Annotated in this window: 12 protein-coding genes and 1 pseudogene; 2 read left to right on the top strand and 11 right to left on the bottom strand. The window is 64.6% G+C overall.

Annotated features, from left to right (window positions below):
- Positions 1-51 precede the first annotated feature (51 nt).
- Positions 52-1,427, top strand: a protein-coding gene (locus ACTHN9_RS09935; protein ID WP_440476338.1) for an IS3 family transposase whose coding sequence is annotated in 2 segments (ribosomal slippage) — positions 52-523 and positions 523-1,427 — 1,377 coding nt in all. Because the reading frame shifts where the segments join, the coding sequence is not laid out codon by codon here.
- Between the two features lie 71 nt (positions 1,428-1,498).
- On the opposite strand, the gene ACTHN9_RS09940 is transcribed toward ACTHN9_RS09935, so the two are convergent.
- Positions 1,499-4,888, bottom strand: coding sequence for an autotransporter outer membrane beta-barrel domain-containing protein (locus ACTHN9_RS09940; protein ID WP_440536590.1), 3,390 nt, complete (start codon positions 4,886-4,888; stop codon positions 1,499-1,501).
- Positions 4,889-5,345: 457 nt separating this feature from the next.
- On the opposite strand from ACTHN9_RS09940, the gene ACTHN9_RS09945 reads away from it, so the two are divergent.
- Complete coding sequence (locus tag ACTHN9_RS09945) at positions 5,346-5,792, top strand: SRPBCC family protein (protein WP_440536591.1); 447 nt, start codon at positions 5,346-5,348, stop codon at positions 5,790-5,792.
- 81 nt (positions 5,793-5,873) lie between these two features.
- On the opposite strand, the gene ACTHN9_RS09950 is transcribed toward ACTHN9_RS09945, so the two are convergent.
- The 10 genes and pseudogenes from ACTHN9_RS09950 to ACTHN9_RS09995 form a co-directional block, all read right to left on the bottom strand.
- Positions 5,874-6,131: a BrnA antitoxin family protein gene (locus tag ACTHN9_RS09950; RefSeq protein WP_440536592.1), complete on the bottom strand. Its 258-nt coding sequence runs from the start codon at positions 6,129-6,131 to the stop codon at positions 5,874-5,876.
- A gap of 22 nt (positions 6,132-6,153) precedes the next feature.
- Positions 6,154-6,387 (bottom strand): annotated as a pseudogene (locus tag ACTHN9_RS09955) (BrnT family toxin); the annotation flags it as partial.
- A 255-nt stretch (positions 6,388-6,642) separates the two neighbouring features.
- A complete protein-coding gene (locus tag ACTHN9_RS09960) occupies positions 6,643-7,641 on the bottom strand; it encodes a sugar-binding transcriptional regulator (RefSeq protein WP_440536593.1) in 999 nt (332 codons plus the stop codon).
- 40 nt (positions 7,642-7,681) lie between these two features.
- The gene (xylB, locus tag ACTHN9_RS09965; protein ID WP_440536594.1) at positions 7,682-9,163 is read right to left on the bottom strand and encodes a xylulokinase; all 1,482 of its coding nucleotides are present in this window, start codon (positions 9,161-9,163) and stop codon (positions 7,682-7,684) included.
- Positions 9,164-9,269: 106 nt separating this feature from the next.
- The gene (gene dalD, locus ACTHN9_RS09970; RefSeq protein ID WP_440536595.1) at positions 9,270-10,682 is read right to left on the bottom strand and encodes a D-arabinitol 4-dehydrogenase; all 1,413 of its coding nucleotides are present in this window, start codon (positions 10,680-10,682) and stop codon (positions 9,270-9,272) included.
- Positions 10,683-10,906: 224 nt separating this feature from the next.
- Complete coding sequence (locus ACTHN9_RS09975; RefSeq protein ID WP_440536596.1) at positions 10,907-11,689, bottom strand: metal ABC transporter permease; 783 nt, start codon at positions 11,687-11,689, stop codon at positions 10,907-10,909.
- Entirely contained in the window at positions 11,682-12,617 is a 936-nt protein-coding gene (locus ACTHN9_RS09980; RefSeq protein WP_440536597.1) for an ABC transporter ATP-binding protein, read from the bottom strand. Before ACTHN9_RS09980 ends, ACTHN9_RS09975 begins: the two co-directional genes overlap by 8 nt.
- On the bottom strand, positions 12,614-13,534 hold the full coding sequence (locus ACTHN9_RS09985) for a metal ABC transporter solute-binding protein, Zn/Mn family (protein ID WP_440536598.1): 921 nt from the start codon (positions 13,532-13,534) through the stop codon (positions 12,614-12,616). The genes ACTHN9_RS09980 and ACTHN9_RS09985 overlap by 4 nt, the downstream gene beginning before the upstream one ends.
- Positions 13,535-13,584: 50 nt before the next feature.
- On the bottom strand, positions 13,585-14,055 hold the full coding sequence (locus tag ACTHN9_RS09990) for a Fur family transcriptional regulator (protein ID WP_440536599.1): 471 nt from the start codon (positions 14,053-14,055) through the stop codon (positions 13,585-13,587).
- Positions 14,056-14,233: 178 nt separating this feature from the next.
- Positions 14,234-14,836, bottom strand: a complete 603-nt coding sequence (locus ACTHN9_RS09995) for a LysE family translocator (RefSeq protein ID WP_440536600.1) — start codon at positions 14,834-14,836, stop codon at positions 14,234-14,236.
- Between the last annotated feature and the right edge of the window lie 89 nt (positions 14,837-14,925).

Here is a 14,925-nt window from a genome sequence, read left to right on the forward strand (position 1 = left end):
TGAAGTGCACCCCAAAAGTTGGACATCAATCCAACCTTTGGGGCGTTGTTCATGTTGAAATACGACGAGGAATTCAAGCTGCGGGTAGTCAAGACATACCTGCGCGGGCAGACCAGCTTTGGGGCTGTAGCTGCGCAATTCAGTCTTGATAAATCGCTGGTGCGGCGCTGGGTAGCCCGTTACCAGCAGCATGGCCTGGCAGGCCTGAGGCCTAAGCTGCGAGCAGATTACGACGCAGCATTCAAGCTCAATGTATTGCAGCGCATGCAGCGCGAGGGCCTGTCGATACGGCAGGTCATGACCTTATTCGACATTCGCTCCGCGCAGAGCGTACCCGAATGGGCGCGGCTGTATGATGCGGGCGGAATGACCGCCCTGGCTCCACGCCCGCGTTCGCGTAACCCCTTGCGAAAGATGACAACCAGCCCGCCCGAGAAAACCATCAACAACTTGCCACTGGACGAGCGCACCCGCGAACAACTGCTCAGCGAAAACGCGTACCTGCGCGCGGAGGTGGCGTACCTAAAAAAGCTCGATGCGCTGCTACAGGCCAACCGGCAAGCGGCGCAAAAGAAAAAGCGCAAATAGTGCAGGCGCTGCGCTCAGTGCATCCGCTGGCCCTGCTGCTCAGAGCTGCCGGGATGGCCCGTAGCACGTTCTACTACCAGCTCAAGGTGCTGGAGTTGGGGGATCGGCACGCGCCGCTCAAGGCCGAGATTCGACGTATCTACGATCATCACCGGGGCCGCTACGGCTATCGGCGTGTCACCGATGCAATCCGCCAAGCCGGGACGCTGGTCAACAGCAAGAAGGTCCGGGCGCTGATGCAGCAGCTTCAGTTGAAGTCCCTGGTGCGTCCGAAGAAATATCGCAGCTGGCACGGGCAGACAAGCTGGGCGGCGCCCAATCTGCTGGAGCGCCAGTTTGAGGGAGAGCGCCCGAACCAGAAGTGGGTGACGGACGTCACGGAATTCAACGTGGGTGGGCGCAAGCTGTATCTGTCGCCGGTGATGGATCTGTATAACGGCGAGATCATTGCCTACGAGATGGACCGGCGGCCGGGCTTCGATCTGGTCAGCGGCATGTTGAAGAAGGCTCTGGCCGTGCTGGGGCGCAACGAGCGGCCGATGCTGCATTCGGACCAGGGCTGGCAGTACCGCATGCCAGCCTGGCGGCGTATGCTGGAACGTCGCAAGCTCACGCAGAGCATGTCGCGAAAGGGCAACTGCCTGGACAACGCGGCCATGGAGAGCTTCTTCGGCACGCTGAAGTCCGAGTGCTTCCGGCTCGAACGTTTTACCTGCGTTGAGCAGTTGCGAGACGCGCTGGATCAATACATTCACTACTACAACCACGAGCGCATCAGGCTGAAATTGAAAGGCCTGAGTCCCGTTCAGTACAGGATTCAGGCCTTCACGGGCAGCTAGACTTTAACTGTCTAACTTCTTGGGGGCACTTCAATGATGACAGGGGCCCTATGAGCAGGGCCCCTCGCTGCTTACCACGACCACCGTACTCCGGCGTCGCCCCCGACCGAGCGCACGTGTTCGCCGTCGAGGTTCGTGCCCCAGCTGACGGTGGCGAATGCGCTGCCGTGCTTGGAGAACTTCGTGACGAGCCCGGCGTCGATCCGTCCCGTGGTTTGATTCACAGGCGTCGCGATCAAGCTCGCGCCATCGTACGTTTGATGGTCGCCGTTGGCGAACGCGTGCAGCACGTTGACCGCCACGTACGGCTGCCATGCGACGCCGAGCGCATCCCAATTGCCCGAGAAACGCACGCCGAAACGCGCGAGCACCGTGTTGCCGTTGTCGAAGCCGATGGTCGAAACCCCGTCGTTCAGGTTCTTGATCGACAAATGCTGATAAACCATTTGGGCTTCGGGTTCGATCGTGATGCCGTGGCCCATGGGGAGCGGCATGCCGGCTTCGATCGACGCGGTGACGGCTGTGCCGTGCGTGCTCGCGCGGACGTTGTCGCGCGATGTCGTATCCGCGTTGAGTGCGCTGCCCGACACCACGGTATCCGTGTACCAACCGCTCGGACCGATGTGCGTCCAGTAGCCGGCGAGCGTGTATTCGTTGACCGACAGGTGCCCGACGTCCACCCCCGTCAAGCCGAGCGCCGACCCGGTGACGTCGCCGGTCGCGCGGCCCATGCCGAGATAGAAGCCGTAGTGGTTGCGTTGGCCGCCCGGGGCGCCGTCCGCGTAGATATCGTGGCCCACTTGTGCGCCGCCCATCGTGCCGTCGAACTGCGGGCGCACGTCGCCGGCTTCGGACAGCACGCTGTGCGCACCCCACACCCGGCCCCAACCCGCGGGCAGGCGGCCTTGTTCGGCGAGCAGCATTTGGTCGCCTTGCCGCAGATGGAACTCGTCGAGCTGCATCCAGTCGAGCTGACGCATCACGGCCGGCATCTGCGCATACAGGGCGGCTTCCGGACGATACAGCGTGATCGGCGCGCCGCTGGCGGCGGGCAGGGCCGGCGTGCCGGCTGCCGCGCCCGACGTGGCCGCCGCTACGCCGCCGTTCGACGTATCGCCCGTGGCGGGTGCCGCGGGGGCAGCGGGGGCAGCGGGCACGGTATTGCGCAGAAACCAATCTTGCGAGGTGCCCGGCGTCACGCCGCCTTTAGCCAGGTAGTACTCGTACGCGCCGCCCTTGACCATGCCGCCTGCCAGCGTGAAGGCGCTGGCGTTGGTCGTCGCGCCGCCCGTCGTTTGCACGACCTCGATGCCGTTCGACACCGTGGGTCCGCCCGCTCCGCCGACGTTCGTGACCTTGAGCGTCGTCGAGCCCGTGGCGGTGCCCCCGTTGATGACGAGCTTGTCGGACGGCGAATTGTCGCCGCCGAGCACCGTGTTCAGTGCGATCGTGCCGTTTTGGCCGACATAGCTGCCCACGTTCAGCGTATTGCCGACTTGGCTGCCGCCGACCTGCACGAGGCCCGCGTTCGTCAATTGGCCGTTGATGGTGAAGCTGCCCGGCGCCTGCGCGGACGCGAAGCTGGACGACAACGCATTGGCCACCGCGATCGTGCCGTTGTTCGTCACATCGCCGCCCACGGTGCCGTAGCCGCCGAGCGTGGCACCGGACGCGACCGTCGCCGCGCCGGCGATCGAGGCGCCCGTGTGCGACGCATCGCCGACGACGAGCGTGCCCGCGGCGACGGAGGTGCCGCCCGAGTAGGTGTTCGCGCCGTTGAGTACCAGCGTGCCCGCGCCGTCTTTCTCGACCGCGCCGGTGCCGCCGATCGTGCCCGCATAAAGGCCATTGGCGTTCTGCTCGAATTGCACGAGGCCGTTGTCCGTGACGGACGCGGGCAAGCTCTGCGCACTCGCTTGCAAGACGGCCGGCTGATCGACGGTCACGCTTCCCGTGAATTGCGAGGCGTCGCCGTTGAGCACGAGCGTGCCTTGCTGAACTTCCGCGGCGATCGAGCCGACGATCTGACCGTTGACCGTCAAGGTTCCCGAGCCCGTCTTGTCGAGCGCGCCCGAGCCGGTGATCTGCTGGTTGATGGTCGACTGAAAACCTTGCGTATCGATCGTGCCGCCGTTCGACGTGACAGCGATCGCCCGCGTGCTCGCGAGATCGAACGCGCTGCCGAGCTGCAGCGTGCCGCCGTCGAACGTGACGCCGCCTGCCGTGCCGCCGAGTGCGCTGTCCGCCGCCACCGAGAGCACGCCTTGGTGCAAGACGGTGCCGCCCGTATAGGTATTGCCGCCGGCTGCCGCGGGGGCGAGCGTGAGCGTGCCGGCGCCGTCCTTCTCGACCGCACCCGACCCGCTGATCAGACCGGCGTAGGTCCCGGCTGTGTCTTGCTGGAATCGCACGAGACCGTTATCCGTCACGGCCTTGGTTAGGCTTTGCGCACTACCCTGCAGCGTGCCGGCTTGATCGACGACCATCGTGCCGGTATAGCTCGAATTGTTGCCGGTCACGACGAGCGTGCCTTGCTGGACCTCGGTCGATGTCACACCCATCCCGGCGATCGAATTGGTGATGGTCCACGTGCCGCTGTCTTGCTTCTTGAGCGTTTGGAAGCGGGTGATCCCCGTCGGCAGGGTATCGGTGCCGGTGCCGCCGAGCGTCAGCAAGTTGTTGCCGCCACCGCCGTCGATCGATCCCGTCACGCTCGAGCCGGTTTCCAAGTTCAGCGTGTCGTTGCCCGAGGCAAACACCAGGTTGCCGATGACCTGGCCCGAGTTCGTGAACACCACGGCGCCGCTGCCCGACGCGCCCATCACGTTGCCCGGCGCTTGGATGATGCCGGTTGCGTTGTTGATGACGGTGTTCGAGCCCGACGTATTCTGAAACCAGATGGCCGCGGAATTGACGCCGCGAATCGTACCGTTGTTGACGATCGTATTGCCGGTGCCTTCCGGGTTGACCGCTTCGGCATCGCCCTCGGTGCCGCCCGACAGCACCGTGGCGCCCTGTTCGACGGTCAGCGTGCTGTTGTTGCGGAAGTCGATCGTGTTGCCGCCGGTGCCGTACGTACCGGTCGTGCCGACCGCGCCGTTCTGAACGAGCGCCCCGGACTTGACGGCGATGTTGGCATTATCGGACAGGGCGATTGCGCTGCTGTCGCCGACGACGATTTGCGCATTGGGCCCGACGATCACTTGCGACCCCGACGCCGTGGTCGGACCGGTGCCGATCATCGTCGTCCACGGCGACGGCGCGGTGCTGTCGCAGGTCGTGATCGCACCAGAGGTCGTGCAATTCGCGTGAGCGAGCGCGGGGATCAGCGCGACATAGCCGAGCACGGCGATCGTACTCGCCTTCGGACGCAGGCTCGATGTGCGCACGGGCCGGTTCGGGGTGGATTCCACGGCGGGGCGACGGCCCGGCGCCGGTTGAAAGCGAGGTTCTTGCCGCATCGTTTTTCTCGGTAAATTTGGCTCAGTATTTGGGATGGGAACGTAAGCTGCTTCGATGACGAGCCGAAATGTATACGAGCTTGCGGCGATTAATCCTTAATAAACATTTTGACGATTGTTAAATATTATTATTGGCGGGAGGCCTGGCCCTGGGGCGCGGGACGTTAAAAGGCAACGATGCGGGAAAATGATGAATAATCGCTAAAAGCAAACGTTTGCCGTCGTTCGTATGCTGTGCGAGCGTGAAAGGATGACCTGTTGTTTTTAGGTGATTGGATATTCCGACGCACGCCATCCCGGGCCAAAAACGAGTAGGCCGGTCGGGCTAGCGAGCCGGCTACGATCGGCGGAACCTGTCCTGTGCGAGCGCCGAAGGCGCTGGATGCCTGTCGATTTCGACGGTTCCCGTTCGTCGACTAGGATGGAAGGGGCCGTCCCTTCGTCTATGGAGTTCATCATGCCCACGAATACCGTCCGCCTGCATCGCGTTTTGCGCGCCACCCCCGAGCGCATCTACCGTGCGTTCCTCGACGCCTCCGCCCTGGCGAAATGGCTACCGCCGAACGGCTTTACCGGTACGGTCCATCACCTGCAGGCGGAGGTAGGCGGCAGCTATCGGATGTCGTTTACGAACTTCACGACGGGCGATGGTCATTCGTTCGGCGGGGACTATCTCGAACTGGTGCCGCATGAGCGAATTCGCTACACGGGCAAGTTCGACGATCCGAACTTGCCCGGCGTCATGCAGACGACGGTGTCGTTGTCGCCGACGCCTTTCGGCACGGAGTTGAACATCGTGCAGGAGGGCATACCGGAAGCCATTCCGGCGCAAGCGTGCTACCTGGGCTGGCAGGAATCGCTCGCGTTGCTGAAACTGCTGGTGGAGGCGGAAATTCGCCAATAGACGCGATAACAAGGCCGCGTCGAACGAGAGCGAATCCAGGCACCCGGCAAGCGCTGGGGCCTGGCCGTTGCATCGAGGCGATTACGAATGCCGGCGCTGATGGGCGAGCATATAGGCGCGCAGCAGCTTGTTGATGCGCGTCTGATAACCCTGCCCCTGGGCCTTGAACCAATTCAATACGTCCACGTCGAGCCGCATCGTCACCGCTTGTTTGGGCGGTACGTGGAGTGCTGCGTGCGCGAAGAATTCGTCGCCGAGTTCGGGAATCTCGCTCCGGTCGATCTGGTCGTCTTTGAGCGCTTCCAGTCGCTTCCAGTCGGTTTTTGACGCTTTGCTCATATCGTTTCGCCTCGTGCTTCGTCGCTTTGCGCGCCGAGATGATTCGGACGCATGGCCCGCTTCGCTCGACGTACACCACAACCGCCATCGTCGCTTTCATCCACCCGATCGCGATCCAACGTTCCTCGCCGTAGTCCTCCCGGCCGTCCTGTGCGATCAGCACAGGGTGGTTGAACACATCGATCGCATCGACGAAGTCGATGCCGTGTTTTCGCACGTTGATCCGGTTCTTTCCTTCGTCCCATTCGAACTGCACAGGTCACCTGCCCGACTATTGTATTGACGTTTGTATTGACTCGCCACTATCGACTCAAGGAGCGTTCGTTCGGGAACGAACGCACGCTCCTCCGATGGCGTATGCGACCGAGCACTATGCAGTAACGGTGAATAGAAAGGACGGACCCGCGAGATAACCGGACGCTGGGCGCTCGCCGAAGCGGCGCCCAGGGGAAAGGGGATGAATGCGCTGGCGTTGCTGAAACTGCTGGTGGAGGCGGAAATTCGCCAATGATCAGCCCGGCGAGTACGCGCCGCGGGACGCTGGCCGCTTCGCCGCACGCTCGACGTCGGCCAACGCCGCCCGCGCGCACGCTTCGTCCGTCACGAGCCCCGACAGCCAGCCGCCCTTGAGTACGGCTTGCACCGCGCCGTGCTTGCGCTCGCCGCCGGCGAAGCCGATCGTCGGCCGCTTGGGCGGCGAGTCGAGCGGCACGCTCGTCACGCGCCGGCCCGTCGGCGATTCCACGCATCGGCCGTCGGCGTCGATGGGCAGCCCCAGCATCTCGGCCACGGCGCCGCGCCCCGTGAGTTCGCCGACTTCCCCCGCGGTGATGAACCCGTCGACGTGCAGCGGACACTTCGGCCCGATGTCGCCGATGCCGACGAAGGAGACGTCCGCTTGCGCCGTCAACGATTCGACGATGCGATACAGACGGTGATTGACCCATTGCGCGCGCTCGGCTTCGCTATCGGCGATGAGCGGCGCGGGCAGTAGAAAATGCTTGCCGCCGGTTTTTTCGGAGATATGCAGTGCGACGTCGTAGCGGTTGGACGAGCCGTCTTGCGCGATCGCGCCGACCATCGATACGAGCCGGTGCTGGGGCCGATCGATTTGCCCCAATTGATCGACGGCCGCCTTCAGCGTCCGGCCGCTGCTCACCGAAATGATCATCGGTCTTTCTTCGCTCAGATACCGCTCCATGACTTGCGCGCCCGCGACGGCGAGTTTGCGGTCGATGGCCTCGGGTGCGTCGTCGTCGACCGGCACGACCTCGCACATCGACAACCCGTAACGGGCCTTCAACTGCTCGGCGAGCGTTAGGCAATCGGCCAGCCGATGTTCGATGCGCACGCGCACGAGATTCTTTTCGACGGCGAATGCCACGAGTCGCTGAGCCACCGGCCGGGAAACCTGGAGCTTTTCGGCGATCTCGTTTTGCGTGTTGCCCGCGACGTAATAGAGCCACGCGGCGCGGGTGGCCAGGTCGAGCTTTTCGTTGAGTTTTGACACGGTGATGGACCCGGTACGGATGAGGCTGCGAGAGAGGATATCAGGCCAGCCGCTCGCGCGAGGGATCGAACAACGGGCGCACGTGACGATAAAGCGACCGGTAAGCGCTCAGGCGCGCACGCAATTGCGCATGACGCTGCGCATTGGGCGTGAACTGTGCGACCACCGGCGGCTTGGCCAGCACTTCGCGCGGATCGCCGCCGGCCGCGAGCCAACCGAGCCGTGCCGCGCCGAGCGCCGCGCCCGTTTCCCCGCCGCCGTGCTGACGCGTGGTGGTGGACAACGCGTCGGCCAGCAACTGCGCCCAGAACGCGCTGCGCGCGCCGCCGCCTAGCAGCGATAACGCGCTAGGCGCCGTGCCCGCGGCCGCTAGCGCATCGAGGCCATCCGTCAATGCGAGCGTCACGCCTTCGAGTACCGCATAGCCGAGCAGCGCCCGGTCCGTCGCGTGCGTCATGCCGAAGAACACGCCCTGCGCGTACGGATCGTTGTGCGGGGTGCGCTCGCCCGATAGATACGGCAAAAAGATCGGCGCCGAATCGAGCATCTCGGGCGCGAGCGCCGAGGCTTCGCCGACGAGCGTCGGTTCGTCGGTGCCGGTGAGCTTGCACACCCAGCGCAGGCAACTCGCGGCCGACAGCACGACGCTCATTTGATGCCAACGGTCGGGAATCGCGTGACAGAACGCGTGGACGGCCGAGGCGGGGTTCGGCGAAAAGCGGTCGCCCACCACGCACAGCACGCCCGACGTGCCGAGCGAGACGAAGCCGTCGCCGGGCTCGGTCGCGCCGATCCCGATGGCGCTCGTCGCATTGTCGCCGCCGCCGGCCGCGACGACGACCTCGCCGCTCAAACCCCACTCGCGCGCAATATCGGCGCGCAGCACGCCCGACGGTGCGCTGCCCTCGGCCAGTCGCGGCATCTGCGCCCGGCGCATGTCGCAAGCGGCGAGCAGCGTATCGGACCAATCGCGCCGCGCGACATCGAGCCAGAGCGTCCCGGCGGCATCGGAGGGGTCGGAGACCCGATCGCCTGTCATCCGCAGCCGGAGATAGTCCTTCGGCAACAGGACGCAAGCGGTCCGCTGAAACAGCTCGGGCTCGTGGCGCGCCACCCACAGCAATTTGGGCGCGGTAAATCCCGGCATGGCTAAGTTGCCGGCCACCGCATGCAACTCGGGCGCGCGCCGCGTGAGTTCGGCGCATTCTTCCACGCTGCGCATGTCGTTCCACAGGATGGCCGGGCGTAGCACGCGATCGGCGGCATCGAGCAGCACCGCGCCGTGCATCTGGCCGGACAAGCCGATGCCGCGCACTTGCGCGAACGCATCGGGACACACGGCGCGCAATTTCGCGATGGCTTCGCACGTGCCTCGCCACCAATCGGCGGGGTCCTGTTCGGCCCAGCGCGGATGGGGCCGCGATACTTGGAACGGCGAACCGGCGGTGGCGAGCACGCGCGCGTCCGGTGAGAGCAGCAAGACTTTGACTTCGGACGTGCCTAGGTCGATGCCGAGGTACATAGCGGACAGCCCCTTCGTCGATGCGATCCGTAATGGAGTCGAAAAGCAGCAAGTGCGCTGCGAATGCGCTACTTTAGCCGCGCGGGGCGGCAGGCGCCAACGTTCGTCAGCGCGTCGGCTGCTCGCGCGACGCTAACCACGCGTCGACGCGTTCGAGCGCCGCCTCGATGACGCGCACAAGTCGTGGGTCTTGCGCCAAGCTGCCCCACAGGGCGCGCGATGCGCAAAATCGGGAGAGCGGATCGGACCCGTCGAACCACTCGCGCACCGCGGCTTCGTCCAGTAGGCCGTCCTGATACGCATAGGGCAACGTGCCTTGGTACCAGTGCTCGAGAAAGCGGAAGAACAGCGCCGGCAGGATCGCCGTGGCATTGGGCTGCGCGTTGCGCGAAAAGCATTCGACGAGGGTCGGTGCAATGAATCCGGGAATCTTCGAAAAGCCGTCGGCCGCGACACGCTGATTCGTGTCCTGGATGTAGGGGTTGCCGAAGCGATCGAGGACGACGTCGCGATAGCGCGCCAAATCGAGCGGGCTCGGCGTCAAACACGGGATGACGTCTTGCGTCACGTACTCGTGCGCGAAACGGCGCACGTCCGGATCGAGCGTGCCTTCGTGGATGTAGGTATGGCCCACGAGGGTCCCCGCCCAGGCGATGCAGCTATGGCTCGCGTTCAAGATGCGGATCTTCGCTTCCTCGTACGGCAGGACCGATTCGACGAGCTCGGCGCCAACGCGCTCCCACGCTGGGTGTCCGGCCTTGAAGCGGTCTTCGATCACCCATTGAATGAACGCCTCGCCCATGACGGGACAGGCGTCGGCAACGCCCGTCGCTTCGAGCACGCGCGCGCGGACGTCGTCCGTCGGACGGGGCGTGATCCGGTCGACCATCGAATTCGGGCAACTCGTATTCGCTTCGAACCAGCTTTCGAGCGCCGTCTCGCCGCGCGCGGCGAGAAACGCGCGCATACCGGCTTCGAAGCGCTCGCCGTTGCTGCGCAGGTTGTCGCAGCTTTGCAACGTGACGGGGCCCGCGCCGCTTGCGCGCCGTGCGTCGAGAATCGCTGCCAGCGCGCCGTAGATCGTGGTGCGCGCACCGGCTAGATCGGCGGCGAGATCCGGGTTGTCCGTATCGAGCCGATCATGCTCGTCGAGGTAGTAGCCGCCTTCGGTCACCGTGAACGAAATGATCTTGCAGGCGGGATCGGAGCCGGCTTCCACGATCGGGGCGAGCGTGGGCGACCAAGGCAGTACCCGCTCGATCGAACGGATCGTTTCGTAGGCGCGCTCGCCCTGCGGCGTGACCGTTTCGAGCGTGTAGACGCCTTGCTGTTTCGCCAGCGCGTCGAGCGTGGCGTTCATGTCGCCGCGGATATTGCCGACGGTCAGCGACCAATGCGGCTCGCCCGAACCCGTGGCGGCACGCAGGCGATGGAGGTACCACGCCTGGTGGGCGCGATGAAACGAGCCTACGCCCAAGTGCAAGATCACGTTCGAGCCGGTGCTGCGCGCATTGACCATCGTTTGTCTCCTGAGGGGACGCGCGATCCGGCCGCAAAAGCCGATCTGCGCCCAGCAATGTTGAGTGCGGCGACGGAGGCGCCGCTGGATCCAAAATAGATCTTTTGTTCGTTGACTGAGCGAATGATCGGTTTATGGCGTGCGAAAGTCAAGCCGCAGCGCAGCGAGACGCGGCGACGATGGTTAGCGTAAAGACCAGTATCTCGCGGCGGCGCAGCGATGAATCAGCGCCGCCGCAGCAAACTCGCGCCGTACACCAGCGCGGAAAGCGCGGTGATCCAAAAGCTCGTCGGCCAATCGGTATAGAACGCGAAGGTCACGCCGAGCCACGCCTGAGCGAGCGCAAACAAGGCCGCGAGGCCAACGCCCGTCGAGAGCCGCGTCGATAAGTTCTGCGCCGCGGCGGCCGGGCCCACCATCAGCGTAAAAACGAGCAGCACGCCGACAATCTGCGTGCAAGCCGCGACGGCCAGCGCCGCGATCGCCAGAAACAACACCGAGACGCGCCGCAACGATACGCCTTTGGCTTCGGCCAGTTCCGGCTGCAGCGTCGCGAACAGCAGCGGGCGCATGATTGCGCCGAGCGCGACGAGGCTCGCGGCGCCGATGCCGGCCAGCACGACGAGCGTCGAACGGGTGACGCCGAGCACGTTGCCGAACAGCAGCGCCGTCACTTGTGTCGCGTACGCCGTGAAAAAGTGCAGGAACAGCAGGCCGCAGCCCAACGCCAGCGAAAGGACGACGCCGATCGCGACATCGCGGCCGGCCAGACGTTCGCCGAGTGCGCCCATCGAGATGCCGGCCGCCAGCGTGAAGCCGATCATGCCCCACAGCGGCGAGATGCCGATGAGCACGGCGCCCGTCGCACCGGTGAACCCGACGTGCGAGAGCGCATGCCCGGCGAACGTTTGCCCGCGCATGACGAGAAAGTAGCCGACCACGCCCGCGAGCACCGCGACGATTCCCGACGCCGCGAAAGCGTTCACCATGAAGTCGTATTCAAACATCGTGCGTGTGTCCGTGTGAATGGCCGTGCCCGTGCGCATGGGTATGACTGCGATCCGCCGCACCCTGCCCATCGTTCTCGTGTTCGTGGTCGTGCTTTTCGATTTCGACATCGCCCGACATCACGAAAATGCGCCCGTTCACACGCATGACGTCGATCGGCGAACCATAGAGCCGCGACAGCACGGGCCGCGTGATGACTTCGTCGACCGTTCCCAGCGCGGCGCGACCGCTGCCCAGATACAACACGCGATCGATCGCGTTGAGCAGCGGGTTCAACTCGTGCGCGGAGAACAGCACGGTAATGCCCAATTCGCGCTGTACGCGCCGCACGAGTTCGACGACGCTGCGCTGACGGTGCGGATCGAGACTGATCAAAGGTTCGTCGAGCAGCAGCAGTTGCGGCTTGCCGAGCAGACATTGCGCGAGCAGCAGGCGCTGGCGCTCCCCGCCGGACAGATCGGAGAGCGGCCGCGTCGCGAGCGTGCCCGCCCCGACGAGTTCGAGTACGCGATCGACGTCGTGGCGCGTTGCCGCATCGGCGATAGGCAGGCCCCAACGGTGCCCGTCGGCCGCCATCGCAACGAAATCGCGCCCGAGCACGCGCCGGCTTGCGAGGGCGCTGCGCGTCTGCGGCATATAGCCGATCGACGGATTGCCGCGCGCCACACTGCGGCCGCCGATGCGGATCGCGCCGCTCGCCGCCGGCACGAGCCCGAGCACCGCGCGCATGAGCGTCGTTTTGCCGGCGCCGTTCGGCCCCAGTACGCCCACGAATTCGCCTTGGTCGATCGTCAAGCTGACGTCGCGCAAGATCGTGCGTCCGGCCAGCTCCAGGGAGAGTCGGTCGAGTTCCAGTGCCGCTGGACGCGGCTCGCGACTGGCGGCGCTACCCGCGAAAGACGCGCCGCGGTCGCTGTCCACGTTCATCGTCCGTCCCCTCCGAGCGCCTGTGCGAGCGCATCCACCTGGGTGCTCATCCACTGTTGATACGTTTTGCCGGCGGGCTGCGTTTCGGTCACGCTGACGCTCGGTATTTGCGATTGCTTGGCCAAGCCGAGCATGCGCTCGGTCAGTTTGGTGACGGCTTGCGCGTTGTAGATCAACACGCGCACGCGCTTGCCGCGCAAGTCCTGCTCGAATGCCGCGATGTCGGAGGCGGCCGGTTCCGTGTCGTTCATGACGGACAGCTGAAAACGCGCGTTGCGCATTGCGAGACCGGCGGCGTCGCACAGATACCCGGCGACGGGTTCGGTGGCCGTCACGGCCACGCCGCGATACTTCGCTTTCAATGCATCGATTTTCTTGTCGATGGGTGCGAGCGACGCGAGGAACCGAGCGAGGTTCGCGTCGTACTCGGCCTTGTGCGCGCTATCGATGCGATCGAGTTCGGCCACGATCCGCTTGGCGACGGCCGGCATCGTCTGCGGGTCGTACCACAGATGCGGATTGTCGCCGGCTTTCTTGCCGACGAGATCGGCGGCCACGATCGTCACGCGCCGGTCGTTCTTCGACGCGGCGAGCAGCTTCGCCATCCACGGATCGTAATCGGCGCCGTTATAGACGACGAGCGCCGCACGATGCAGCTCGCGTGCGGTTTTCGGACTCGCCTCGAACAAATGCGGATCCTGATCGGGGTTGCTGAGGATGCTCGTCACGCTCACGTGGGCACCGCCCAGTTGCTGCATGACGTCGCCGTAAAAATTCTCGGCCGCGACCGCTGGAATGGGGGCGCCTTGTGCAAACGCAGTGCCGCCGAGCGCGAGCGCGGCCAGTCCCAGCGCCGCGCGTTTAGCGGTGCGGCGAATACGCGCTGCCGCGCGACCGGCAGGGGCGATCAATTTCATCCGTTCTCCTAACGATGCAAACGATGCAAGCGGCTCAAGTGCGAAAGGCTTCAATGCCGGTGCGTGCTGGGTCCGCGCTGATGCTGGCAGTGGCCGCACAGCCCGCTCAACTCAACCACTTGTTTGTGCACTTCGAAGCCGTGCGCGGGCGGCGTGGAAGACAGCCGCTCGGCGAGTTCTTCGCCGGGAATCTCCAACGTATCGCCGCAACGCTCGCAAATGAGGAACTGGCTTTGGTGCGGTTTGCCGATTTCGCAGCAGGCAACGAATGCGTTGCGCGATTCGATCCGATGAACGAACCCATGCTCGACGAGGAATTCGAGCGCGCGGTAGACGGTGGTCGGGGGCACGCGGCCGCGCTCGGGTTCTAGTGCCGCCAGCAAGTCGTACGCGCCGATCGGCTTGCCGGCAGCGGCAATCAGCGCGTACACCTGGCGGCGCAATGGGGTGAGCGCCAGGCCGTGTTCGGCCGCATACGCGTCGGCGCGGGCAAGGCGATCGGTCGAGGAGGCGGCTGACATGGCTTCGTTCCGAGGTAGTTCGTGGTGCGATGATATAACATATCATCATCTCGCGCACCGGAACGGGACTTCGGCGAAGGGCGAGCCGTCACGCGCCGTTGCAGCGCGCCGACCGGATGAGGCGAATGCAGGCGATTGAAGGCCGCGCCCCTCGGCGGCGCGGCACGCGGCGCAGACTTCAGAGCGTAAAAGCGAGGAACAGCGCCACCGCGGCCATGCATCCCCCGAACACGTAACCCTGCACCTTCGCGGATTTCTCGCTGCTGAACCGATCGAAGAGGATGCGCCCGCCGTAGATCCATGGAAAGTGGCAGGCGATGCAAAGCACCGTAAAGACGACGGCGATCTGAACGACTTGCTGGGCGAGCGGAACGTCGGGCCGCAGGAACTGGGAGAAGAGCACGAAAATCATCGAATGGATTTTCGGATTGAGCGAGACGGAGAGAAAGCCGTCCACCACGGATAAGCGGGGCATCGACGCCTGCTTGCCGGGCCCCGACGGCTTGACGAAGCCGTAGGCGAGATAGAGCGTGTAGGCAATGCCGGCCCATTTGAGTACGTGCGCGGCGACCGGTAGGTCGTGCATGACGCGGCTCAACTCGAAGCCGTAGACGAGACACCAGACGAAATTCGCGATTTCGAAGCCGAACCAGAACGGCACGGTCCCTCTTACGCCGAAACGCCCGCCGGCCGTCGCGAGGATCGTATTGCCCGGTCCCGGGCTAATGATCATCGGGACGGAAAAGCCGACGATCAATATCCAAATTTGCAGCGAAACCATGCAGTCTCCTTCAATGGTCGTTGGGTAGCGCCCATTAAACGCAGGTTTGCACGGCCCACCAAGCGAGGGATTTTCATGCGCTCGATAAG

This window comes from Trinickia sp. (genome assembly GCF_051953405.1).
Classification (GTDB): Bacteria; Pseudomonadota; Gammaproteobacteria; order Burkholderiales; family Burkholderiaceae; genus Trinickia.

Coding starts and splice junctions, on each gene's coding strand:
- ACTHN9_RS09940 (WP_440536590.1), bottom strand. CDS start 4,888: ATGCGGCAAGAACCTCGCTTTCAACCGGCGCCGGGCCGTCGCCCCGCC.
- ACTHN9_RS09945 (WP_440536591.1), top strand. CDS start 5,346: ATGCCCACGAATACCGTCCGCCTGCATCGCGTTTTGCGCGCCACCCCC.
- ACTHN9_RS09950 (WP_440536592.1), bottom strand. CDS start 6,131: ATGAGCAAAGCGTCAAAAACCGACTGGAAGCGACTGGAAGCGCTCAAA.
- xylB (WP_440536594.1), bottom strand. CDS start 9,163: ATGTACCTCGGCATCGACCTAGGCACGTCCGAAGTCAAAGTCTTGCTG.
- dalD (WP_440536595.1), bottom strand. CDS start 10,682: ATGGTCAATGCGCGCAGCACCGGCTCGAACGTGATCTTGCACTTGGGC.
- ACTHN9_RS09975 (WP_440536596.1), bottom strand. CDS start 11,689: ATGTTTGAATACGACTTCATGGTGAACGCTTTCGCGGCGTCGGGAATC.
- ACTHN9_RS09980 (WP_440536597.1), bottom strand. CDS start 12,617: ATGAACGTGGACAGCGACCGCGGCGCGTCTTTCGCGGGTAGCGCCGCC.
- ACTHN9_RS09985 (WP_440536598.1), bottom strand. CDS start 13,534: ATGAAATTGATCGCCCCTGCCGGTCGCGCGGCAGCGCGTATTCGCCGC.
- ACTHN9_RS09990 (WP_440536599.1), bottom strand. CDS start 14,055: ATGTCAGCCGCCTCCTCGACCGATCGCCTTGCCCGCGCCGACGCGTAT.
- ACTHN9_RS09995 (WP_440536600.1), bottom strand. CDS start 14,836: ATGGTTTCGCTGCAAATTTGGATATTGATCGTCGGCTTTTCCGTCCCG.